The organism is Neisseria sp. P0008.S004 (genome assembly GCF_051962755.1).
GTDB classification, from domain to species: Bacteria; Pseudomonadota; Gammaproteobacteria; order Burkholderiales; family Neisseriaceae; genus Neisseria; species Neisseria subflava_A.
The window spans coordinates 1-23332 of sequence record NZ_JBQCUZ010000012.1; the positions used below are offsets into that span (position 1 = coordinate 1).

Here is a 23332-nt window from a genome sequence, read left to right on the forward strand (position 1 = left end):
ATTTACACGCTAATTGTTTGTTTTATTTTGATGTTTATATGTTATTGCAAGTTGGGTAGCCCAGGCCGTCTGAAACAAGGCTTCCTGAAACATAGTGCCGCATTCGCATACAAATCTAGGGCTGTCGGCAAGAAACTGTTACAATGGCAACGTTTTTATCAAAAAGAAAAAAACGCACGCCATGACCACTATTCGCCAAACGCCCCAAACATCGAGTGCAACGCTGGAAGGCCTCCTCGCATGGTTCGACGGCTATGTTGCCGCGCTGCCTGATCCCGATAAAAACCTAATTCAGACGGCCTTTGACCTGTCTAAAGAACATTATCCTGCCGATGCCCTAACGACTTACGGCGAGCCTTTAATGGAACATTTTCTCGGCTCGATGCAAATCGTCAGCGAACTCGACTTATTGCCCGATGCCGTGGCCGCTACGATTTTGTCCGACATCGGCAAATACGTTCCCACTTGGCGCGAATTGGTTACCGAACGCTGCAACAGTACCGTTTGCGAGCTGGTCAAAGGCGTGGACGAAGTACAGAAACTGACCCAATTCGCCCGCGTAGACAGCCTTGCCACGCCGGAAGAGCGCGCCCAACAAGCCGAAACCATGCGTAAAATGCTGTTGGCGATGGTTACCGACATCCGCGTCGTCCTGATCAAACTGGCCATGCGTACGCGCACCCTGCAATTTTTAAGCAACGTTCCTGACAACCCTGAAAAGCGCGCCGTTGCCAAAGAAACCCTCGACATTTTTGCCCCGCTCGCCAACCGCTTGGGCGTGTGGCAACTCAAATGGCAGCTCGAAGATTTGGGCTTCCGCCATCAAGAGCCGGAAAAATACCGCGAAATCGCCCTGCTTTTGGACGAAAAGCGCACCGAGCGCCTCGAATACATCGAAAACTTCCTCAATATCCTGCGTACGGAACTGAAAAAATACAATATTCATTTTGAAGTTGCCGGAAGACCGAAGCACATCTACTCCATTTACAAAAAAATGGTGAAGAAAAAGCTCACTTTCGACGGCCTGTTCGACATCCGCGCTGTGCGGATTTTGGTGGACACCATTCCCGAGTGTTACACCACGCTGGGTATTGTCCACAGCCTCTGGCAGCCGATTCCGGGCGAGTTTGACGACTATATCGCCAACCCGAAAGGCAACGGCTATAAAAGTTTGCACACCGTTATCGTCGGCCCGGAAGACAAAGGTGTGGAAGTCCAAATCCGCACCTTCGACATGCACCAATTCAATGAATTCGGTGTTGCCGCCCACTGGCGTTATAAAGAAGGCGGCAAAGGCGATTCCGCCTACGAACAAAAAATCGCTTGGTTGCGCCAACTCCTAGACTGGCGCGAAAACATGGCTGAAAGCGGCAAAGAAGACCTTGCCGCCGCCTTTAAAACCGAGCTGTTCAACGATACGATTTATGTTTTGACCCCGCACGGCAAAGTCCTCTCCCTGCCTACGGGCGCCACCCCCATCGACTTTGCCTATGCCCTGCACAGCAGCGTAGGCGACCGTTGCCGCGGCGCAAAAGTCGAAGGACAAATCGTGCCGCTGTCCACACCATTGGAAAACGGCCAACGCGTTGAAATCATTACCGCCAAAGAAGGAAATCCTTCCGTCAACTGGCTCTACGAAGGCTGGGTCAAATCCAACCGCGCCATCAGCAAAATCCGTGCCTATATCCGCCAGCAAAATGCGGATACCGTGCGCGAAGAAGGCCGCGCCCAGCTGGACAAACAGTTGTCAAAAATCTTCCCCAAACCCAATCTGCAAGCATTGGCGGAAAAACTCGGCTTCAAAAAAACCGATGAACTCTATACGGCCATCGGTCAGGGCGAAGTTTCCAACCGCGCCATCCACAAAGCCTGCGGTGCGCTGAATGAGCCGCCTCCTGTGCCGATTGATGAAACCAATATCGTCAAGCAGTCCAAAATCAAAAAAGGCGGCAAAAACGGCATTTTGATTGACGGCGAAGACGGCTTAATGACCACACTTGCCAAATGCTGCAAACCGGCACCTCCTGACGATATTGTGGGCTTTGTTACCCGCGACCGCGGTATTTCCGTCCACCGCAATACCTGCCCTTCTTTCCGCCACCTTGCCGAACAGGCTCCGGAAAAAGTGTTGAACGCAAGCTGGGCAGCCTTGCAAGAAGGACAAGTGTTTGCCGTCGATGTTGAAATCCGCGCCCAAGACCGCTCCGGTTTGCTTCGCGATGTTTCGGATGCGCTGGCGCGTCATAAACTCAACGTTACCGCAGTGCAAACCCAATCGCGTGATTTGGAAGCCAGTATGCGCTTTACCCTTGAAGTCCGCCAAGTCAATGACCTGCCGCGCGTATTAGCCAGCTTAGGCGACATCAAAGGCGTTTTAAGCGTAACGCGCTTGTAGTTCTAACGCACCAAGCAAATCTAAAGGCCGTCTGAAAGCAACTTTTTCAGACGGCCTTTTAAGTTTTTAACACACCAATATCTCAACGCTTCAACTTATCTTTCTTAAAAAGTCAGCCGCAGCCTTAGTCACCTCAATATATAACCCCCTCTTCTATTCTTACAACCAGTTGTTATTTCCTACCGGCATCATTCTCAGGCAAACTTATTATCCTCATGATAAACAAGATATTTCCAATTTAAGAGAGCCTCATGAATACACGAGATTTGTACCCTCACGAGATTTTGCAGGAAGCCATCGGCAAGAGCTGCGCCAAGTCTGAGTTCAGCATCAAAATGTTGGTGATTTTGAGTTTTTTAGGCGGCGGCTATGTCGGCTTCGGCTATCTTGCCTGCCTGCGCGTCATCAGTGGCATTCCGGCCGAATGGAACGGCCTGGCCGCCCTTTTGGGTGCGTCTGTGTTCCCGATTGCGCTGATTTGCATCTTAATCGGCGGCGGTGAGCTGGCAACAGGCAATATGATGATTATGGCTTTGGGCAGATTAACCGGCCGCGTCAGCACCTACAAACTGGTACGCAACTGGCTCATTGTCAGCTTGGGCAATCTGGCAGGCGCTGTTGCCATGGCCTATTTCCTCGGCCACTATGTCGGCTTGGCAGAGGGAGCGGCTGCGGCTAAAACCATTGCCATTGCCGAAGCCAAAGTTAATATGGACTTTGGCCGTGCCTTCGTTTCCGCTATCGCATGTAACTGGATGGTGTGCATGGGTATTTGGTTCTATTTCGGCTCACGTCATACTTCAGGCCGCATTTTGGCAACTTGGTTTCCGGTCATGATCTTCGTGTTAATCGGTTTCCAACACTTTGTCGCCAATATGTTCATCATTCCGGCCGGTATTTGGGCAGGCGCAAATGTCAGCTGGGGTCAATTTTTCTACAATATGATTCCCGTCTTCTTAGGCAATGTCCTCGGCGGATCGTCTTTTGTTGCCGCTTTCTATCTCTTCGCTTATAAACATTTGTTAAAAGAAGATTTTTCTATTTAGTTTAAACTGACTCACTACCCCGTATTCATCAGAAATACGGGGTAGTGCCGTTATCAGGCGTCTGAACAGCTCCTTTCGTGTCGCATAATTACGCTTTTTCTCTGCATAACGTTTCATTTATAGGAAAGATAGTTTCATTGTCTTTCCTTTTCTCCAATTTAAGATAATTTTTGCAATCTTTTGTTTTCAAATAACTTCCCCTCAAAAGCGCTACGATTTTTCATAAAGCCCGTGTTCCGTGCTTTGCAAAACAAAAAATTTACTGTATTCTGAATTTAATTATTTACAATTTAATATGGATTGGTTACATATCCTATTGTATTTGAAAATAATTTATCCTGACTCTCTCGTGAAAAACAGGATTTTTAAGCTGTATTTTTATTAGAAAAAAGTTTGGGTACGAATTGTTTGCAATTTCAAAACCCGTATTTATAAGTTAGATGAGGAATAAATACATGAATCCCATGTATATCACTTTCGCGATTTATCTGATCGCCGTATTACTGATCGGCCTCGCCGCCTATTTTTCAACACGAAACTTCGACGACTACATCCTCGGCGGCCGTAGCTTGGGTCCGTTCGTTACTGCGATGTCTGCCGGTGCTTCCGATATGTCAGGTTGGCTTTTGATGGGTTTGCCCGGTGCCATTTACCTGAGCGGTTTGAATGAAGCTTGGATTGCCATTGGTCTGATTGTGGGTGCATACCTCAACTGGCTTTTGGTCGCAGGCCGTCTGCGCGTACATACCGAATACGCCAACAACGCGCTGACGCTCCCTGATTACTTCTTCCACCGCTTTGGTGCCGGCGGTCACTTGATGAAAGTGGTTTCTGCACTGATTATCTTGTTCTTCTTCACTATTTACTGTGCTTCAGGCATCGTAGCCGGTGCTACCCTGTTCCAAAGCCTGTTCCACGATCTGTCTTACACTCAAGCCATGTGGCTGGGTGCCGGCGCAACCATCGCCTACACTTTCTTGGGCGGTTTCTTGGCCGTAAGTTGGACCGATACCCTGCAAGCTTCTTTGATGATTTTTGCATTGGTACTGACTCCTATAATGGTGTATTTGGGTTTGGGTGGTGCAGATCAAATGAACGCGGCCATCCAACAAGTTGCCGCTTCTACCGGTAAAGAATACGGCAGCCTGTTTGCCGGTACTACTTTCATCGGCATTATCTCTACCGCCGCTTGGGGCTTGGGCTATTTCGGCCAACCACACATTTTGGCTCGCTTTATGGCTGCTGAAAGCGCTAAATCTCTGGTTTCTGCACGCCGTATCGGTATGACTTGGATGATTCTGTGTATGGCCGGTGCTGTGGCTGTCGGCTACTTCGGTATCGCTTACTTCGGCGCCAACCCTGCACACGTTGAAGAAATGAACGGCAACCACGAACGTATCTTCATCGCTTTGGCTACCCTGCTCTTCAACCCTTGGATTGCCGGTATCATCTTGAGCGCGATTCTCGCCGCCGTAATGTCTACCCTGTCTTGCCAATTGTTGGTTTGCTCCAGCGCGATTACCGAAGACTTCTACAAAGGCTTCCTGCGTAAAAAGGCACAACAAGCTGAATTGGTATGGATTGGCCGTCTGATGGTATTGGCGATTGCCGTGATTTCTATCCTGATTGCTTCTGACCCTAACAGTAAAGTATTAGGCTTGGTAGCTTATGCATGGGCCGGCTTTGGTGCCGCATTCGGTCCGGTTGTTATCCTGTCTGTTTTGTGGAAACGCATTACTGCCTACGGCGCACTCTCCGGCATGATTGCAGGCGCGCTGACTGTGGTTGTTTGGGCTGAGTGGATCAAAAAACCTGCTTTGGCCGCACAAGAAACAGGCTTCTCTACCGTCTATGAAATCGTTCCCGGCTTCATCGCTTGTACCCTCGTAATTGTTTTGGTCTCTCTGATCGACAAAAAACCTTCACGCGAATTGCAAGAACGTTTCGAAAAAGCAGACGCAGAATACCGCGCCTCTAAATAAGACGTTTTCAGACGGCCTGCATGATTCCGTGCAGGCCGTCTTTATGAAATAAACTGTTTCAAAATAATCTGAGCCTTATCAGAAAAAACAGCAATTTATGCGGATGCATCTTGTATCCGCATCATAATTTTATTACGATATTACTATCCTTCAGAATGCTTGTTTTAGCAGTCTTAATTCAGGCCGTCTGAAACCATGAAAAAACCTTTGGAGAACATAAATAATGTTTAACTTCGCTTTTCCAACACAAACTCCTCTGCGTCAAGCTGTAACTGATGCCTACCGCCGCGATGAAATCGAGGCCGTTCAGGATATGTTGCAACGTGCACAGATGACCGACGAAGAACGCAATGCCGCCTCCGAGCTTGCCCGTCGTTTGGTTACCCAAGTCCGTGCCAGCCGTACCAAAGCCAGCGGTGTAGATGCCTTGATGCACGAGTTCTCCCTCTCCAGTGAAGAAGGTGTTGCACTGATGTGTCTGGCTGAAGCCCTGCTGCGCATTCCGGACAATGCCACCCGTGACCGCCTGATTGCCGACAAAATCTCTGAAGGCAACTGGAAAAGCCACTTGAACAACAGCCCTTCCCTCTTCGTTAACGCGGCCGCATGGGGTCTGCTGATTACCGGCAAACTGACCGCGACAAACGACAAACAGATGAGTTCCGCATTGAGCCGTCTGATCAGCAAAGGCGGCGCCCCTCTGATCCGTCAAGGCGTTAACTACGCCATGCGCCTGCTGGGCAAACAGTTCGTCACCGGTCAAACCATTGAAGAAGCGCTGCAAAACGGTAAAGAGCGCGAGAAAATGGGTTACCGCTTCTCTTTCGATATGTTGGGTGAAGCCGCATACACCGAAGAAGATGCCAACCGCTACTACAACGACTACGTTCAAGCCATTCACGCCATCGGTAAAGATGCCGCTGGCCAAGGCGTTTACGAAGGCAACGGTATCTCCGTCAAACTTTCCGCCATCCACCCACGCTACTCACGCGCCCAACACGAACGCGTGATGAACGAACTGCTGCCACGCCTGAAAGAATTGTTCCTTTTGGGTAAAAAATACGATATCGGTATCAACATCGACGCCGAAGAAGCCAACCGTCTCGAATTGTCTTTGGACTTGATGGAAGCGTTGGTTTCCGATCCTGACTTGGCAGGCTACAAAGGTATCGGTTTCGTTGTTCAGGCCTACCAAAAACGTTGCCCGTTTGTTATCGACTATCTGATCGACCTGGCCCGCCGCAACAACCAAAAACTGATGATCCGTTTGGTGAAAGGCGCATACTGGGACAGCGAAGTGAAATGGGCTCAAGTAGACGGCATGGAAGGCTATCCGACTTACACCCGTAAAGTCCACACCGACATCTCCTACCTCGCCTGCGCACGCAAACTCTTGGATGCGCAAGATGCCGTGTTCCCACAATTTGCCACCCACAACGCCTACACCTTGGGCGCAATCTACCAAATGGGTAAAGGCAAAGACTTCGAACACCAATGTCTGCACGGCATGGGCGAAACCCTGTACGACCAAGTGGTCGGCCCGCAAAACTTAGGTCGCCGCGTACGCGTGTATGCCCCGGTCGGCACACACGAAACCCTGCTCGCCTACTTGGTACGCCGCCTGTTGGAAAACGGTGCGAACTCTTCTTTCGTGAACCAAATCGTTGACGAAAACATCAGCATCGACCGCCTGATTAAGAGCCCGTTCGACACCATCGCCGAACAAGGCATCCATCTGCATCCGGCATTGCCTCTGCCGCGCGATTTGTATGGCAAAGGCCGTCTGAACTCCCAAGGCGTCGATTTCAGCAACGAAAACGTATTGCAAAACCTGCAAGAAAAACTCAACCAAGCTTCTTCCGAAGACTTCCACGCTGCTTCTATCGTCAATGGCGAAGCGCGTAACGTGGGCAAAGCGCAACCCGTCCGCAACCCTGCAGACCACAACGATGTTGTCGGCACTGTCAGCTTTGCCGATGCGGCATTGGCTCAAGAAGCTATTGGTGCAGCCGTTGCCGCCTTGCCGGAGTGGAGCGCCAAACCTGCTTCAGAACGCGCCGACTGCCTGCGCCGTTTTGCCGACCTCTTGGAACAACACACGCCTGCATTGATGATGCTGGCCGTCCGCGAAGCCGGTAAAACCTTAAACAACGCCGTTGCCGAAGTACGAGAAGCCGTTGACTTCTGTCGCTACTATGCCAACGAAGCTGAAAACACCTTGCCTAAAGATGCCAAAGCTGTCGGCGCAATCGTTGCCATCAGCCCATGGAACTTCCCATTGGCCATCTTTACCGGCGAAGTGGTTTCTGCATTGGCAGCCGGTAACACCGTTATCGCCAAACCTGCCGAACAAACCAGCCTGATTGCTACTTACGCAGTTTCCCTGATGCATCAAGCCGGTATTCCGACTTCTGCGCTGCAACTCGTACTCGGCGCAGGCGATGTCGGCTCTGCCCTGACCGGCGATGCCCGCATCGGCGGTGTGATCTTCACCGGTTCTACCGAAGTAGCGCGCCTGATCAACAAAGCCCTGTCCAAACGCGACGACAGCCCTGTCCTGATTGCCGAGACCGGTGGTCAAAACGCGATGATTGTGGACTCTACCGCCCTGCCGGAACAAGTCTGCCTCGACGTATTGAACTCTGCCTTCGACAGCGCAGGCCAACGTTGTTCCGCTCTGCGTATCTTGTGCGTTCAAGAAGATGTTGCCGATAAAATGGTCAACATCATCAAAGGCGCAATGGACGAATTGGTTGTCGGCAAACCGACCCAACTGACCACAGATATTGGCCCTGTCATCGATGCTGAAGCCCAACAAAACCTGTTGGCCCACATCAACCGAATGAAAGGCGTAGCGAAGGCTTACCACGAAATCAAAACTGCCGCCGACGTTGATGACAACAACTCTACTTTCGTTCGTCCAATCCTGTTTGAATTGAACAACCTGAACGAGTTGCAACGCGAAGTGTTCGGTCCTGTATTGCACGTTGTCCGCTACCGCGCCAGCGAATTGGATCAACTCATCGACCAAATCAACGCCAAAGGCTATGCTCTGACCAGCGGTGTACACAGCCGTATCGAAGGCACTGTCGACCATATCCGCGACCGCATCGAAGCCGGTAACATCTACGTTAACCGCAACATCGTTGGTGCTGTTGTCGGCGTACAACCTTTCGGCGGTCACGGCTTGTCCGGTACCGGTCCAAAAGCAGGCGGTTCATTCTATCTGCAACGCCTGGTTCGTACTCCTGAATGGATTGCCCCAACCCTCAGCCGAATCGGCCAAGCAGACGAAGACGCACTCAAACGTTTGGAAACCCTGGTTCACAAACTGCCGTTTAACGCAGAAGAGAAAAAAGCCGCAGCCGCAGCTTTGGGTCACGCACGCGTCCGTACCCTGCGCAAAGCCGAAACCGTATTGGTCGGCCCGACCGGCGAACGCAACTCATTGAGCTGGCGCTCTCCAAAACGTATTTGGGTACATGGCGGCAATCTGCTGCAAGCCTTCTCTGCCCTGACCGAGCTGGCAGCCGCAGGCATCCAAACCGTTGTTGAGCCTAACAGCCCATTGGCTTCCTACTCAGCCGATTTGGACGGTTTGTTACAAGTCAACAGCAAACCTGAAAACGCAGGCATCAGCCATGTTGCCGCTATCGAGCCTTTGAGCAGCGAGCGCAAACAAGAGTTGGCCGGCCGCGACGGTGCACTCATCCGCATTCTGCCTTCCGAACAAGGTCTGGACATCCTGCAAGTATTTGAAGAAATCTCTTGCAGTATCAATACTACCGCTGCCGGTGGTAATGCCAGCCTGATGGCAGTTGCCGACTAATCGTAGCCAAATCAAAGGCCGTCTGAAATTCAGACGGCCTTTTTTATGTTTTTATTTACATTTTTGCCGGATATTCGCACAAATCGTTAATCAGGCATTTGCTACATTGAGGTTTCAAAGCCTTGCACGTATAGCGGCCGTGCAAAATCAACCAATGATGAGCATCCATCAAAAATTCTTTGGGAATAAAGCGCATCAGCTTGTCTTCAACTTCGCGCACATCCTTGCCCGGCGCGATTTTGGTGCGGTTGGCCACACGGAAAATATGGGTATCGACCGCCATAACAGGTTGCCCGAATGCAGTATTCAACACCACATTGGCTGTTTTACGGCCAACACCGGGCAAAGATTCCAAAGCCTCTCGGTCGGCAGGCACTTCGCCATTGTATTTTTCCAGCAAAATACGGCAAGTCTGCATGATGTGTTTGGACTTAGTTTTGTAGAGGCCTATGGTTTTGGTGTATTCCATCACGCCGTCCAGCCCCAAATCCAACATGGCTTGCGGCGTATTGGCAACTGGAAAGAGTTTGGCAGTCGCTTTGTTCACGCCGACATCAGTTGCTTGTGCAGACAATAAAACGGCGATAAGCAGCTCAAACGGCGAGCTGAAATTCAACTCGGTAGTCGGATGAGGATTGGCAGCGCGGAAACGCTCGAAAATTTCTTGGCGGATTTGTTTGTTCATTGTTTGGATTATTTTTTTATTGGCGCAGCAATTATAGTGAAATCATGTTGATACGGCTACTTCAAGTAAAACAAGGCCGTCTGAAATTGTTTTCAGACGGCCTGATTATCAAACAGCCTACTGTTTATTTTTTACTCAAAGTCAACCCTGTCCAGCCAAACACCAGCGTCAGAGCCAAACTCAAGTAGCAGAAGAAGGCATAAGGCAGGTATTCCCAAACAGGCACACCCAAGGCATGGCTGATGAATACGCCACAGACGCTCCAAGGCACCAACGGGTTGATGACCGTACCCGCATCTTCCAGCGTACGGGCAAGGTTGCGCGAATGCAGACCAAGCTTGTCATAAACCGGCTTAAAGGTTTCGCCGGAAAGCAGGATACTCAAATATTGCTCGCCAATCAGGAAGTTGACACCGACCGATGTCATGGCCACGCTGAAAGTAGCGCGTCCAGCATTGGTCAGGAACGCACGAATAGCCTCCAACAAAGACGGAATCACACCGATACTGAACAACAGGCCGCCCAAGCTCATGCCGAGTATCACGATGGTTTGCGTAAAGAACATGCTTTCCAAACCGCCGCGAGAAATCAAACGGGCAATGTCTTTAAATGCTTCACCTTCGAGTTTGTATCCGCCGTAAAACCACGCACCCAGCTGTTTCAAATCAGGCGTACTGTGGAAGTAAGTCACAATCAGCGCCACCACAACGGTAAACAACATAGCCACAATGGCATTTACGCGCATCAGGGCAAGGATAACCAGTAAGGCAAACGGAATCAGCGAGTAGGCATGCACCAAACCGGTTGCTTCCAATTGCGCGCGAAAAGCTTCGACGCTGTTCATGTCATGCGCGGCAACATTGGGCAAGAGCCACAACATCAACGCCGCACTGATCAACCACGCAGGCACAGTGGTGTACATCATGTTTTTGATGTGCTCGAACAAATCAATGCCGACAATCGAAGCGGAAATACCGGTCGTATCGGAAAGCGGCGACATTTTATCGCCAAAGAACGCACCCGACACAATCGCGCCTGCCGTCATCGCCATATCGGCATGAAACGCAGCCGCCATACCCATAAATGCCACGCCGACAGTCGCACAAGTCGTCAAACTACTGCCGATGGAAATACCGATGATTGAGCAAAGCGCAAACGCCGAGAAATAAAAATAAGTCGGCGAAATCAATCCGAAACCGTAATACATCAGCGTCGGAATCGCACCGCTCATCATCAGCGCGCTGACCATCAGGCCGATAAAGAAAAACAGATAAATCGCACCCATGCCCTGCCCGACCGCGCCTATCATACCGTTTTGCATGTCTTGATATTTCAAGCCACGCATCAAACCGTACAACAGCAAGACCACGATCGCCGTCACAATCGACATATGCGGCAGCCATTCAAGCGAAATAATCGTGTAACCCATTGCCGCCACCAAAGCCAAGGCCACAGCGATGGCCTCAAAGCGCGGCATATTAAGTAAGGATTTGAAAGCAAACATTGTTCTTTGCCTTTTTAATAAGTATTTAACAGATTTTAGCATAACAGGCCGTCTGAAACCCGATTTTCAGACGGCCTGCCTGTTATTTTATAAAAACAGCTTCAGTAAAACTGCGACACTTTCTTTAAAATATATTAAATTATTAACATTAAATACTTTTAAATTAAAATAAATGAAATTTTATTGCTTTTTAAAACGTCCATCATGCAAAAATGCCACCACCTGCTCAACCGTTTTACGGTTAAACAGCATACCGCTATGGCTGACAGGCAAAACGACATGATCACGCATATTCGGACAATGCGTTTCGCTGACCAAAACCGTACCATCATGTTCGCCATGCAAACCTAAAACACGGCCCAGCCCATACGGTTTATTGCCGGCAATACTGCCCAACTTAACGCCCTCTGGCAATTCAGGCATACCACCGTCCAATGCGCCTTTATACGAGCCGCCCAATACCGGCTTTTGCAAACCCATATTGAACACACGTTGAGCGGCACGGCTGCCTTGATGCGGCGTACCCATGGTAACAATACGGCCGCTGACTTTATCCGGATATGCCGCCGCAAAATTGCGTAAGACCAACCCGCCCAAACTATGACCGACAAAGTGCAGCGTTTCATCAGCATGGTTCTCATCAATCCATCGCGCCAAGTCCTCAACATGCCGATTCATCGAGTGCAACACACTGCAATAATCGAACAGCGCAACTTCAAAACCTTCTTGTTCCAGCAAATACGCCAGCGGTCTCATGACCCACGAATGCATGTGCAAGCCATGCAGCAAAATGATTTTGGCCATTTTTTCCTCCTGTCATTTAAATCATTATGCCACAAAGTAAAAAGGCCGTCTGAAATCCCATAAGGTTTCAGACGGCCTTTTATCATGATGAATTATTCGTCAGCTTTGTAGCCTTTTATAGCAAAGAAGACGATGTATACGTAACAAATCGCTGATACAACGAAAGAAATCATCAGACCTTGAGTATCCGCTACCCAACCTTGTACCACAGGCACAACCGCACCGCCGACAATCGCAGTACACAATACGCCGGAAGCGCTGCTGGTGAATCGGCCAAGACCTTTGGTTGCCAAAGAGAAAATCGTTGGGAACATGATGGAATTGAAGAAACCGATGGCCAACAATGCCCACATCGCAACATCTGCACTGGCTTTACCTGCCAACATAGCTACGCCCAACAGGACAACAGCAGCGGTAGCATTGAATGCCAAATAGCGGTTAGGCGCAATTTTCGCCATGATGGCAGAGCCTAAGAAGCGACCAACCATCGCGCCGCCCCAGTAGAACGACAGATATTTTGCAGCAGATGCGTGGTCCAAACCTTTCAGGTAACCCAACACGTTGACCAACAAAGAACCGATAGATACTTCTGCACCAACATAACAGAAAATACCGGCCGCACCAAAAATCAAGTGGCGGTATTGCCATACGCTGTGTTTACCATCATGGTTGTGTTCACTCTCTTCTTCAGCAATTTTGTTTGCATCAGGCAGACGAATCATTTTGACGAACACAGCCAAAATAATCAGCAAACCTGCCAAACCCAAATATGGAATTTGAACAGAAGAAATTTGCTCGGCTTTGCTGACAGTTTGTGTCGCATCAGCCAAAATCAGGAATGCCCCGATTTGCGGAGCAATGGTCGTACCCAAAGAGTTGAATGCCTGAACCAAAGTCAGTGTTGCAGATTCTTTACCTGGTTTGGACAGCAGGGTCACATAAGGGTTACCCGCCACTTGCAACAGCGTTACACCTGAAGCCAAAATGAACAGCGCACCCAAGAAAGTAGGATAAGAATGGCTGCCGGCGGCAGGATAGAACAACAGACAGCCGATGGCAGTCAATACGAAACCGCCGATTACACCGTTTTTATAGCCGATTTTGCCGACCAAATAACCCATAGGGATCGACATAATCGCATAAGCGGTAAAGAAACAGAATTGAATCAGCATCGCCTGAACATAAGTCAGTTCGAAAATATCTTTCAGGTGCGGAATCAAAATATCGTTCATGCAGGTAATGAAACCCATCATGAAAAAGAGTGTGGTTAGGACAACCAGCGCAGGAGTATGATTTTGTTGTGAATGCGCAGACATGATTTGCCTTTCGTTTTGTTAAGATTTGCTGGAAAAATGAGCTTAAATCAGTTCATTAAACTTAACACCCATTAACAGCCGCCCGTATCATACTGATAATCCGTCACTTTGAAAACTATTTTCTAACAGCCGACTACATTATCCTTCAGTCGTTTAATTTTAAAAATTTCAATAATATTGGATTTATATTTTATTAGATTAAAAAATAAAGGCATAATCCTCTTATTAAACCTATTATTTCTTTTTTACAATATCACTTGATGTAACTCAAAACATGCCCCCTCTTTACGCTTACCTTGCCCTGATTGCTTCTGCCTTCACTTCAGCCACACTACTTCCGGGTACATCCGAGGCGGCATACGCCGCATTTGTGTACCAATATCCGCAACATGCCCTCGGCGCATGTTTGTGTGCCGGTTTGGCGAATGGCTTGGGCAGTATGGTTTCGTATTACATGGGCAGAATGTTTCCGTCCAAGAAAAGGCCGTCTGAAAAAGTATTGGCGCGTATACAAAGATGGGGAATTTGGCCACTATTATTTGCATGGCTGCCGATTATCGGCGATGCACTCCCCCTTGCCGCAGGCTGGCTCAGGCTCAATGCTTTGCATTGCGCCATCATTCTGATTGCAGGCAAACTGCTGCGCTATGCCATGATTTATTGGGGAATGAACGCAGTTGCCGGATAAGCTTCGACAACCAAAAATAAAGGCCGTCTGAATGATTCAGACGGCCTTTGCCGTTTGCCTTTAATTCGACAATTACAAGACTTTCACAATGCTTTCGCACAGGTAGTCGATATTGTCATCGGTAATACCGGCGACGTTGATGCGGCCGGAACGGACGGCATAAATGGCAAACTCATTTTTCAAACGGTCAACTTGTTCGGGAGTCAGACCGCTGAAAGAGAACATACCGTTTTGTTCAATAATGAAATCAAAGTCTTGGGTTGCACCTTTTGCTTTGAGCAACTCGACAAATTTTTGGCGCATGGCTTTGATACGGCCACGCATTTCGTCAAGTTCGGCAATCCATTGTGCTTTCAAATCATCATTTTTCAACACCAGCGCAATGGTGTTCGCACCGTGTGAAGCCGGGTTGGAATACAAGGTACGGATGATGGTTTTGACTTGGCTGTGGGCGCGGGCTGCTGTTTCTTCATCTTCGGCCACCAAAGTGAACGCGCCGACGCGCTCGTTGTACATACCGAAGTTTTTGGAATAAGAGCTGGCAATCAGCAATTCTGTATTGTGTTTCAAGAACACGCGCAAGCCGTAGGCATCTTCTTCCAAGCCATTGCCGAAGCCTTGATAAGCAAAGTCAAACAGTGGCAACCAGCCTTTTTCGGCAGAAAGTTTTGCCAAAGTTTCCCATTGTTCGGGCGTAGGGTCGATGCCGGTAGGGTTGTGGCAGCAGCCGTGCAGCAGGACGATGTCGCCTTTTTGAGCTTGGCTCAAGTCTTCAATCATGCCGTCCCAATCCAAACCGTGTTTGGCGGCATCATAGTAGCGATAAGGTTTGTCTTGGATGCCGACCGCTTTGGCGATGGCATTGTGGTTAGGCCAAGTTGGATTGGAAATCCAGATGGTTTGCGCGTTCAACTGACGTTTGACAAACTCGGCCGCAATACGCAATGCGCCTGTACCGCCAAGGCTTTGCGCTGTTTTGGCGCGACGGCTGGCGATGATTTCGTGGTCTTTGCCAAACAGCAGAATTTGGGTTTGTTCGTTGTAGTCGGCAACGCCGTCGATGGTCAGGTAGTTTTTGGTTGTTTCGCTTTCCAACAGGCGTTTTTCAGCCTCTTTGACGGCTTTGACAATAGGCGTCGCGCCGGATGCATCTTTGTACACGCCGATACCGAGATTGACTTTCTCCGGACGGGTTTCGGCTTTAAACGCCTCGCCCAAACCTAAAATCGGATCAGCAGGAGCAGCTTCGATATGCTTGAAGAACATGATTTTTCTCTTTACAAGTGTAAAACGGTTGAAAAAATACAAACTTAGTACGATTTTACGCCGTTTCAAGCCGTCTGAAAACGGATTATTACAGGGTTTTAACGCAAGATTGCCAACAAATCCAAAGGCGTGGCAATACGGAAATCAGCAAGCCAGTTTTCAGTTTGGTCTTCGGCAGAAATATAGCCCCAATCGGCAAGCACGGTCGTCATGCCTGCATTCTTGCCTGCCTGCATATCGCGCTCTGCATCACCGACATAAAAACATCGCTGCGCCTCAACGCCAATCTGTTCGCACGCATAAAACATAGGCTTCACGCTGGGCTTGGGTTCATCGCAAGTATCGCCGCTGACAATGACGGCAGGAGGCACGGTAAACCCGAGCTTAGGCACGAGGACATCGGTAAAACGCATGGGCTTATTGGTGATAATGCCCCATTGGATACCGTGTTGGACTAAGGCTTCAAGCATTTCGTTTACGCCGTCGAACAAGATGGTTTGATCGGCATAACAGCGGCTGTATTCGTCCAAAAACTCTTTGCGCCATTGCATATAGTCCGGATGGTCGGGCGTAATGCCTGCGCCAAGTTTGAGCAAACCGCTCGCACCATGACTGGCCTGCGGACGGATTTCATCCATGCTTTTTTCTGGCAAACCGTGTCGGCGCAATACCGTATTGAGCGCACCACCCAAATCAAGCGCGGTATCGGCAAGCGTGCCGTCAAGGTCGAATAATACGGCTTGGATCATAAGTGTTCCTTTGATGATTTTAGAAGGCGTCTGAACAATTCAACAAGTTTCAGACGGCCTGAATATGGTTAATGGTGATGATGTTCGTGCATTTCCTGCGAACACAAAACTTCATCTTTATGCGGGTGCCGTTGGCTTTCAATCTGAATCGTACAATGTCCGATGTTATGATGCGCCAATTCATGTTCGACGCGGTAGGCGATTTGTTCGGACTCTGCAACCGTCATGCTGCCATCTACAACAATATGGCAGGACAAAACGTGGATATTGCTGGTAATCGTCCAAACATGCAAGTCGTGAACGGATTTTACGCCCTCCGTATTGCGGATAATGCTGAGCAACTCATCGGTATGGATGTTTTCCGGCGCGCCTTCCATCAAAATGTGCAAAGTCTGTTTAAACAGCTTCCAGCCGCTGCGCCCTACCAAAGCCGCCACCAATACGCTGGCTACCGTATCCGCCCATTGCCAACCATACGCCATCATCAGTACCGCTGCGACAATCGCCCCTATCGAGCCGAATAAATCGCTGATTACGTGCAGATACGCGCCACGCATATTGACGTTTTCTTCAGTATCACCATTTTTCAACATATAAACGGCGACGCCGATGTTGACCAGCAAACCGATGATACTGACCACCAACATGCCGCCCGTCAAAATTTCCGGCGGATAAAACAATCGTTTGACTGCTTCATAAAAAATCATCGCCGCAATCAACACCAGCGACAATCCGTTAAACATCGCCGTCAAAATTTCAAAACGCTTATAGCCAAATGTCTTTTGCAGCGTGGTCTGTTTCTCGCCAAGTTTGAATGCCCACAATGCTACGCCCAGCGAAAACGCATCGCTGAACATATGCCCCGCATCGGAAAGCAGGGCCAAAGAGTTGGTCAGCCAGCCGCCGACAGCTTCAACCAGCATAAATCCGGCAATGACGAAAAATGAAATGCGCAATACCTGCTTATTGGCGGTATGCGTGTGCGCGTGCGAATGATCGTGATGATGTGCCATGATGATTTTACCGTTTCAGACGGCCTTTTTATCCTGTTTCAAACTTTTCTCAAAATCTTCCAACATATCCAGCTCGAAACGGCTGAATCCTGCGCGTTCCCGTGCTTCGATATTGACGTAGCCGCGGAAGATAAACATATCGTAACGCGCAATCAGGCTGCGGAACAAGGCAACCGGTTCCAAACCGCGCTCACGGCAAAGATGCTGATACCAATGATTGCCGATGGCGACATGCCCCACTTCATCGCGATAAATAATATCCAACACATCGCAGGTTTCCACATCGCCACGCTGCGCCACTTTTGCACGAATACCCGGCGTGACATCCAAACCGCGCGCTTCCAACACCCGCGGTACCAAAGCCATACGCAACAAGGGATCGTAAGCAGTTTTATACGCCATATCCCACAAATGCCCGTGCGCTTCAAAATCGCCGTAATCGTAGCCCAAGCTGTTCAGACGGCCGCGCATCAAGCCGAAGTGAAACACTTCTTCTTTCGCCACCCTTACCCAATCGCGTACAAACTGAAACGGCATATTGCGAAAACGATACGCCGCATCCAAAGCCAGATTAATCGCATTAAATTCGATGTGCGCAATCGCGTGCAACATCGCCGCATAGCCTTCGACCGTATTCATCTTGCGCGGCGTGACTTCCGAAGGGGCAACCAAACGCGGACGGAGCGGATGTCCGGCAAAACGGCAATCCACAGGTTTCGACTCTTCAACCGTCAAACCTTCCGCCTTGCCCAACTGCGCAAACAAGGCCTGCGTCAATTTTCCTTTTTCATCCGGATTGTCCGACAGCAAAGCCTGTTCCAATAAAGGATAAGGATTCAGATACATACAAAACCATTGTTTTCAAAAGATAAATATTATAACCGTTTTAAAAAGCAAACAGAAAGACTATAATTTCACGCTTTCCGTAAAATGACATTAAATACCACACCAAGCCCTTATGTGTTTCATTAAAAAAACGTCAAAACCAAATGCAGGCCGTCTGAAGAAATGAAATTATTTCAGTCACTTGATTGGATTTTTCATATTTACACAAATTAAACCCTCCATTCAGCCCCTTGCCTGTTACACCATAACGTCTATACTGAACCCATCTCTCCGAACAAGGAACCAAAACATGAAAACTACCCGACTGTTCACCCTGACCGCTGCCGCGCTGCTTTCTTCAGCCATCAGCTTTGCACAAGCCGGCGCAGTGGACGCCCTGAAAAAATTCAATAATGACGCCGACGGTATCAGTGGCAACTTCAGCCAAACCGTTCACAGCAAAAAGAAAACCCAAACTACATACGGTACATTCAAAATCCTGCGCCCTGGCTTGTTCAAATGGGAATACACCAAACCCTATAAACAAACCATCGTTGGCGACGGCAAAACCATTTGGCTCTATGACGTAGATTTGGCGCAAGTAACCAAGTCCTCACAAGACCAAACCATCGGCGACAGCCCTGCCGCCATCCTCTCCAACAAAACGGCATTGGACAGCAGCTACACGCTAAAAGAAGACGGTTCTGCTAACGGTATCGACTACGTTTTGGCTACGCCTAAGAAAAACAACGCCGGCTACCAATACATCCGCATCGGCTTCAAAGGCGACAACCTCGCCGCCATGCAGCTGAAAGACAGCTTCGGCAACCAAACCAGCATCAGCTTCAGCGGTTTGAACACCAAGCCTAACCTTTCCAGCGGTATGTTCAAATTCACACCTCCTAAAGGCGTTGATGTCTTGAGCAACTAAGCTTTCAACTGAAACACAAAGGCCGTCTGAACAACAGACGGCCTTTTATTTAGTTCAATTCAAAATCAAACACACTGTTACTTTTGACCTTGAATGGCCGCGGCAATTTTTTCTGCGCCTTTTTTCGCCCAGTCTGCCTGCTTGGCTTCCACCATCACGCGCACAACAGGCTCGGTACCGGATGCACGCAAGACCACGCGGCCTTTGCCTTCGAGTTCTTTTTCCACTTCAGCCAAAGCCTCTTTGGAAGCGTCCTGCCAGTTTTGGCCTTTTTTGATGCGGACGTTGATCATGGTTTGCGGATACGGCTGCCAATCGGCGCAAACGGTGGCAAGGTCTTGATTCAAGGTTTGCAATGCGGCCAAAACTTGTAGCGCGGAAATGATGCCGTCGCCGGTATTGTGTTTGTCCATGCACAAAATATGGCCGCTGGCTTCGCCGCCAATCAGCCAACCGCGTTGGTGGAGCTGTTCCAACACATAGCGGTCGCCCACTTTGGCACGGCAGAAATCAACGCCCTGCTCTTTCAAAGCAATTTCCATCGCCATATTGGTCATCACTGTACCCACCACACCGCCGATTTCCACGCCTTCGTGCGCGCGTGCTTTGGCAATCACATAAATCAGGCTGTCGCCGTCATACACTTTGCCATTGCGGTCAACCATCATCAAACGGTCGCCATCGCCGTCCAAGGCAATGCCGTAATCGGCTTCATTTTGCAGTACGGCAGCTTGCAAAGCTTTCGGATGGGTCGCACCACATTTCTCATTGATGTTGTAGCCGTTTGGCTCATCACCGATACTCACCACTTGCGCACCCAATTCGTGGAATACTTTAGGCGCAACTGCATAGCCTGCACCATTGGCGGTATCGACCACCAATTTCAGACCGCGCAAATCCAAATGACTTGGGAAAGTGGATTTACAGAACTCGATATAGCGGTCATCCGCACCATTAATCCGGCGCGCGCGGCCAAGACGGCTGGACGGCTGGGTTTTCATTTCTTCATCGATTTTGGCTTCAATTTCCAACTCGATTTCATCGCTCAGCTTCACACCGCCTTCGGCAAAGAATTTAATGCCGTTGTCGGAATAAACGTTATGGGAAGCAGAAATCATCACACCGGCAGACAAACGCAAAGCACGGGTCAGATACGCTACGCCCGGGGTTGGCAGAGGGCCGGTTTGAATAACATTGACACCGGCGGCGGTAAAACCGGCAATCAGCGCAGCTTCCAGCATATAGCCTGAAATACGCGTGTCTTTGCCGATTAAGACGGTTGGTTTGATTTCGCCTTCGTGCTGCACCAAAACCTGACCTGCCGCATAGCCTAATTTCAAGACAAAATCAGGATTGATAGGAAACTGACCGACTTCGCCACGCACACCGTCAGTACCGAAATATTTTTTTGCCATGAGATAACTCCGTGATTGTTTTGTCGTATGTGAATATAGTTAAACTTCTTTAAAAGAATATTGTGTTTGAAGGCCGTCTGAATCTTTCAGACAAACTACAATCTAGTACTCTCGTATTATAGCAAGATCAGGCCTTCCTGCACGAAAAAAGCGCATCCTATGCAGAATGCGCTTTCTATTCGAGAGTCAAAGTCAAATCTTAGAATTTAGCACCAGATTGATTAGCCATGTAATCAACTGCAGCTTTCACTTCATCGTCGCTCAGGCTGCCGTTACCGCCTTTGGCAGGCATTGCGTTAAAGCCTTCGATTGCATGTTTGTGCAGGGTGTCTTTACCTTGTTTGATACGAGGAGCCCAGTCTTCTTTTTTACCTACATGAGGAACACCGGGAACTGCACCGCCGTGACATGCTTGGCAGCTGGCTTCGTAAACTTTTTTACCGTCTGCACCACCGGCAGCTGCGCCTTTGTCTTCAGCTTTGGCAGCGTCTGCTTTAGGAGCATCTGCAGGAGCCACACCCTCAGCCGCTGGAGCTGAAGCAGCTTCGCCGGAAGCAGCGGCATCGGCAGGAGCCGCAGCATCAGGATCGGGGAAAGTACCGCCGGCTTTGTTGGCCATATAAGTAATCACGCGTTTCAATTCTTGGTCGGTCAAATCAGCTGCACCGCCTTTGGCAGGCATTGCGTTGAAACCGTTCAAAGCGTGTTGGAACAAGGTATCAAAGCCTTGGGCGATACGAGGAGCCCAATCGCCTTTGTTTTCAAATTTAGGCGCATTAGGAACGATACTGTCCGCCGCGTGACATTGGATACAGATTTTATTGAAAATCTGGTCGCCTTGACGCTCGCCGACTGGAATACCATCGCCCAATTTCAGTTGGCCGACTGGCTGGATACGGGTTTGAGTCGCAGCTTCGGTTGTTTCGGCAACATCGCCGAATGAACCGCTTCCCGCCAGTTTGATCAGGAAGTAAATCACTGCAATGACAATAACGATACCGCTCACAAGGGTGAACAATGCAGAGCCTTGGGCTTTGTGGTCGCGGAGTTGTTTCATTTGGTAGGCCTCGCCGTTAGGTTAGGTTGTGCTGTAAGTTATAGTTTATGTGTTAAACGCAGTTAACAATATTTTGCTGGATTATACTGAATTCGCAAAGGCTTTCCAATCCATCTTGAGAAAAAGATACGCAAAAATCCTCAAAAAGGCCGTCTGAAATCTATAAGCCTTTGTAGTTAATTGATTATTCCAGCCATGCAAAAAAGTGACCGCCAATGCCACTTTCAGACACTTTCAAGATAAACTTTGCCAATAAAGCCAATATGCGTTAACCTTACGGCTTTCGCACCCATAGCTCAGTTGGAAGAGTGTCAGTTTCCGAAGCTGGAGGTCACAGGTTCGATCCCTGTTGGGTGCGCCAATTATAAAGAGGCCGTCTGAAAGATGAAAATTTTTCAGACGGCCTTTTGATTTACTTCAAATAAAACTACATTCAATTTCAGATTGAACGGCTATTGCAACACTTTGGCAAATGCTTCGGCCACATAATCGATATTCGATGCATTCAATCCTGCCACACACATCCTGCCTGAATCCAGCAGGTAAACGGCAAACTCGTCACGCAGGCGGTGTACCTGCTCTACGGTTAGGCCTGTATAGCTGAACATACCGAGCTGTTTGATGAAATAGCTGAAATCGCGATTGGGAATTTTGGCCGTCAAAACATCATAAAGTTTCTGACGCATGGCACGGATGCGGTCGCGCATGGCGTAAACCTCATTTTCCCATAAAGCGCGTAGCTCCTCGCTATTCATCACATCAGATGCAATGTATGCGCCATGCGCGGCAGGACTGGAATAAATTCGGCGGACGGTAAATTTCAACTGTCCGAACACCAGCTCTGCTTCTTCCTTATTGGGACACACTACACTCAAACCGCCGACGCGTTCGCCATACAGCGACAGGTTTTTCGAAAAAGAGTTGCTGACAAACAAAGGCAGGCCCATTTCGACGGCTTTACGAATCGCATAAGCATCGTTGTCCAAATCCTCGCCGAAACCTTGATAGGCAATATCCATAAACGGAATCAGCTTGTGCGTTTTAACGATGTCCAACACTTCATCCCATTGCGCTTGCGACATATCGACGCCGGTCGGGTTTTGACAGCATGGATGTAAAATCAAGACGCTGTTTTCCGGCAAGGTCTTGAAAAACGCAGTCATTTCTTCAAATTTTACGCCGACGGTTTCAGGGTTGTAATAAGGATACGTCCCCACTTCAAAACCGGCACCTTCAAAAATACCCTTATGGTTGTCCCAAGTCGGGTCGCTGACATAGGCTTTCGCTTCAGGGAACCAACGGTGCAAAAAGTCGGCACCGACTTTCAACGCCCCCGAGCCGCCCAAGGTCTGTATGGTCGCAACGCGCCCTTCTGCCAACGCCGGATTATCCTGCCCAAACAGCAAACGCTGAACCGCGCTTCGGTAAGTGTCCAAACCTTCCATCGGCAGATAAGGCGATGGGCGCGGTACGGCCGCATGCTCTGCTTCTGCCCGGAGGACAGATTCCAAAACCGGCATTTTGCCTTCGCCATCAAAATAAATGCCTATGCTCAAATTGACTTTTTCAGAACGCTCGTCGCGTTTGAAGGTTTCAACCAAACTCAAAATCGGGTCGCCCGGATAATACTCGACATGACGGTACATGGTGCTTCCTTTGTTTTTAGACAGAATGGGGAAGATTGTGGCACTAAAAAGCCTTATTTGCAAAATCAGGCCGTCTGAAAAAATTCAGACGGCCTGATTATTTTGGGTAAGCGGATTAAATGGTTGATCTTACCTTTGCATGAGAGTGAGACAGACTAGCATCTCATCGGATTATCTGGTT

General features: G+C 49.1%; 17 protein-coding genes and 1 tRNA gene. 7 read left to right on the top strand and 11 right to left on the bottom strand.

Annotated elements, in window-relative coordinates; translation table 11 throughout:
* The first annotated feature begins 181 nt into the window (after nt 1–181).
* The 4 genes from ACTHSW_RS10235 (at nt 182) to putA (ending at nt 9252) form a co-directional block, all read left to right on the top strand.
* On the top strand, nt 182–2395 hold the full coding sequence (locus ACTHSW_RS10235) for a RelA/SpoT family protein (RefSeq protein ID WP_070460959.1): 2214 nt from the start codon (nt 182–184) through the stop codon (nt 2393–2395).
* Between the two features lie 251 nt (nt 2396–2646).
* The gene (locus tag ACTHSW_RS10240; protein ID WP_070460961.1) at nt 2647–3441 is read left to right on the top strand and encodes a formate/nitrite transporter family protein; all 795 of its coding nucleotides are present in this window, start codon (nt 2647–2649) and stop codon (nt 3439–3441) included.
* 455 nt (nt 3442–3896) lie between these two features.
* The gene (gene putP, locus ACTHSW_RS10245; protein WP_070460963.1) at nt 3897–5423 is read left to right on the top strand and encodes a sodium/proline symporter PutP; all 1527 of its coding nucleotides are present in this window, start codon (nt 3897–3899) and stop codon (nt 5421–5423) included.
* A 223-nt stretch (nt 5424–5646) separates the two neighbouring features.
* Nucleotides 5647–9252, top strand: coding sequence for a bifunctional proline dehydrogenase/L-glutamate gamma-semialdehyde dehydrogenase PutA (putA, locus tag ACTHSW_RS10250; RefSeq protein WP_070460966.1), 3606 nt, complete (start codon nt 5647–5649; stop codon nt 9250–9252).
* Between the two features lie 55 nt (nt 9253–9307).
* Here the strand turns inward: putA and nth are convergent, their stop codons facing one another.
* The 4 genes from nth to ACTHSW_RS10270 form a co-directional block, all read right to left on the bottom strand.
* Nucleotides 9308–9937: an endonuclease III gene (nth, locus tag ACTHSW_RS10255; protein ID WP_049323145.1), complete on the bottom strand. Its 630-nt coding sequence runs from the start codon at nt 9935–9937 to the stop codon at nt 9308–9310.
* Nucleotides 9938–10061: 124 nt separating this feature from the next.
* Nucleotides 10062–11441 (bottom strand): Na+/H+ antiporter NhaC, encoded by a 1380-nt coding sequence (gene nhaC, locus ACTHSW_RS10260; protein WP_070460969.1) that lies wholly within the window; start codon nt 11439–11441, stop codon nt 10062–10064.
* A gap of 180 nt (nt 11442–11621) precedes the next feature.
* Complete coding sequence (locus tag ACTHSW_RS10265) at nt 11622–12245, bottom strand: alpha/beta fold hydrolase (protein ID WP_070460972.1); 624 nt, start codon at nt 12243–12245, stop codon at nt 11622–11624.
* Nucleotides 12246–12337: 92 nt separating this feature from the next.
* On the bottom strand, nt 12338–13561 hold the full coding sequence (locus tag ACTHSW_RS10270) for a sugar MFS transporter (protein ID WP_070460974.1): 1224 nt from the start codon (nt 13559–13561) through the stop codon (nt 12338–12340).
* A gap of 274 nt (nt 13562–13835) precedes the next feature.
* Between ACTHSW_RS10270 and ACTHSW_RS10275 the strand changes: the two genes are divergently transcribed.
* Nucleotides 13836–14249 (top strand): YqaA family protein, encoded by a 414-nt coding sequence (locus tag ACTHSW_RS10275; RefSeq protein ID WP_049331084.1) that lies wholly within the window; start codon nt 13836–13838, stop codon nt 14247–14249.
* Nucleotides 14250–14321: 72 nt separating this feature from the next.
* Here the strand turns inward: ACTHSW_RS10275 and ACTHSW_RS10280 are convergent, their stop codons facing one another.
* The 4 genes from ACTHSW_RS10280 to ACTHSW_RS10295 form a co-directional block, all read right to left on the bottom strand.
* A complete protein-coding gene (locus ACTHSW_RS10280) occupies nt 14322–15515 on the bottom strand; it encodes an amino acid aminotransferase (protein ID WP_004520646.1) in 1194 nt (397 codons plus the stop codon).
* Nucleotides 15516–15613: 98 nt separating this feature from the next.
* Nucleotides 15614–16264: an HAD family hydrolase gene (locus tag ACTHSW_RS10285; RefSeq protein ID WP_070460975.1), complete on the bottom strand. Its 651-nt coding sequence runs from the start codon at nt 16262–16264 to the stop codon at nt 15614–15616.
* A gap of 68 nt (nt 16265–16332) precedes the next feature.
* Entirely contained in the window at nt 16333–17277 is a 945-nt protein-coding gene (locus tag ACTHSW_RS10290) for a cation diffusion facilitator family transporter (protein ID WP_070460977.1), read from the bottom strand.
* A gap of 15 nt (nt 17278–17292) precedes the next feature.
* On the bottom strand, nt 17293–18123 hold the full coding sequence (locus ACTHSW_RS10295; protein ID WP_070460979.1) for a ferritin-like domain-containing protein: 831 nt from the start codon (nt 18121–18123) through the stop codon (nt 17293–17295).
* Between the two features lie 289 nt (nt 18124–18412).
* Here ACTHSW_RS10295 and lolA point away from each other — a divergent pair, with 289 nt between their 5' ends.
* Nucleotides 18413–19033 carry an outer membrane lipoprotein chaperone LolA gene (gene lolA, locus ACTHSW_RS10300; protein ID WP_440373897.1) on the top strand — a complete coding sequence of 207 codons (621 nt, stop codon included), beginning with the start codon at nt 18413–18415 and terminating at the stop codon, nt 19031–19033.
* A gap of 77 nt (nt 19034–19110) precedes the next feature.
* On the opposite strand, the gene glmM is transcribed toward lolA, so the two are convergent.
* Nucleotides 19111–20448 (bottom strand): phosphoglucosamine mutase, encoded by a 1338-nt coding sequence (glmM, locus tag ACTHSW_RS10305; protein WP_070589678.1) that lies wholly within the window; start codon nt 20446–20448, stop codon nt 19111–19113.
* 199 nt (nt 20449–20647) lie between these two features.
* On the bottom strand, nt 20648–21505 hold the full coding sequence (locus ACTHSW_RS10310; RefSeq protein ID WP_070460981.1) for a c-type cytochrome: 858 nt from the start codon (nt 21503–21505) through the stop codon (nt 20648–20650).
* 285 nt (nt 21506–21790) lie between these two features.
* Here ACTHSW_RS10310 and ACTHSW_RS10315 point away from each other — a divergent pair.
* Nucleotides 21791–21866: transfer RNA gene (locus tag ACTHSW_RS10315), tRNA-Arg, on the top strand.
* Nucleotides 21867–21957: 91 nt separating this feature from the next.
* On the opposite strand, the gene ACTHSW_RS10320 is transcribed toward ACTHSW_RS10315, so the two are convergent.
* A complete protein-coding gene (locus tag ACTHSW_RS10320) occupies nt 21958–23151 on the bottom strand; it encodes an amino acid aminotransferase (protein WP_070460983.1) in 1194 nt (397 codons plus the stop codon).
* Nucleotides 23152–23332: the final 181 nt, after the last annotated feature.

Coding starts and splice junctions, on each gene's coding strand:
- nhaC (WP_070460969.1), bottom strand. CDS start 11,441: ATGTTTGCTTTCAAATCCTTACTTAATATGCCGCGCTTTGAGGCCATC.
- putP (WP_070460963.1), top strand. CDS start 3,897: ATGAATCCCATGTATATCACTTTCGCGATTTATCTGATCGCCGTATTA.
- nth (WP_049323145.1), bottom strand. CDS start 9,937: ATGAACAAACAAATCCGCCAAGAAATTTTCGAGCGTTTCCGCGCTGCC.
- ACTHSW_RS10265 (WP_070460972.1), bottom strand. CDS start 12,245: ATGGCCAAAATCATTTTGCTGCATGGCTTGCACATGCATTCGTGGGTC.
- putA (WP_070460966.1), top strand. CDS start 5,647: ATGTTTAACTTCGCTTTTCCAACACAAACTCCTCTGCGTCAAGCTGTA.
- ACTHSW_RS10240 (WP_070460961.1), top strand. CDS start 2,647: ATGAATACACGAGATTTGTACCCTCACGAGATTTTGCAGGAAGCCATC.
- ACTHSW_RS10320 (WP_070460983.1), bottom strand. CDS start 23,151: ATGTACCGTCATGTCGAGTATTATCCGGGCGACCCGATTTTGAGTTTG.
- ACTHSW_RS10290 (WP_070460977.1), bottom strand. CDS start 17,277: ATGGCACATCATCACGATCATTCGCACGCGCACACGCATACCGCCAAT.
- ACTHSW_RS10310 (WP_070460981.1), bottom strand. CDS start 21,505: ATGAAACAACTCCGCGACCACAAAGCCCAAGGCTCTGCATTGTTCACC.
- glmM (WP_070589678.1), bottom strand. CDS start 20,448: ATGGCAAAAAAATATTTCGGTACTGACGGTGTGCGTGGCGAAGTCGGT.
- ACTHSW_RS10295 (WP_070460979.1), bottom strand. CDS start 18,123: ATGTATCTGAATCCTTATCCTTTATTGGAACAGGCTTTGCTGTCGGAC.
- ACTHSW_RS10270 (WP_070460974.1), bottom strand. CDS start 13,561: ATGTCTGCGCATTCACAACAAAATCATACTCCTGCGCTGGTTGTCCTA.
- ACTHSW_RS10285 (WP_070460975.1), bottom strand. CDS start 16,264: ATGATCCAAGCCGTATTATTCGACCTTGACGGCACGCTTGCCGATACC.
- ACTHSW_RS10275 (WP_049331084.1), top strand. CDS start 13,836: ATGCCCCCTCTTTACGCTTACCTTGCCCTGATTGCTTCTGCCTTCACT.
- ACTHSW_RS10280 (WP_004520646.1), bottom strand. CDS start 15,515: ATGTTCTTCAAGCATATCGAAGCTGCTCCTGCTGATCCGATTTTAGGT.
- lolA (WP_440373897.1), top strand. CDS start 18,413: ATGAAAACTACCCGACTGTTCACCCTGACCGCTGCCGCGCTGCTTTCT.
- ACTHSW_RS10235 (WP_070460959.1), top strand. CDS start 182: ATGACCACTATTCGCCAAACGCCCCAAACATCGAGTGCAACGCTGGAA.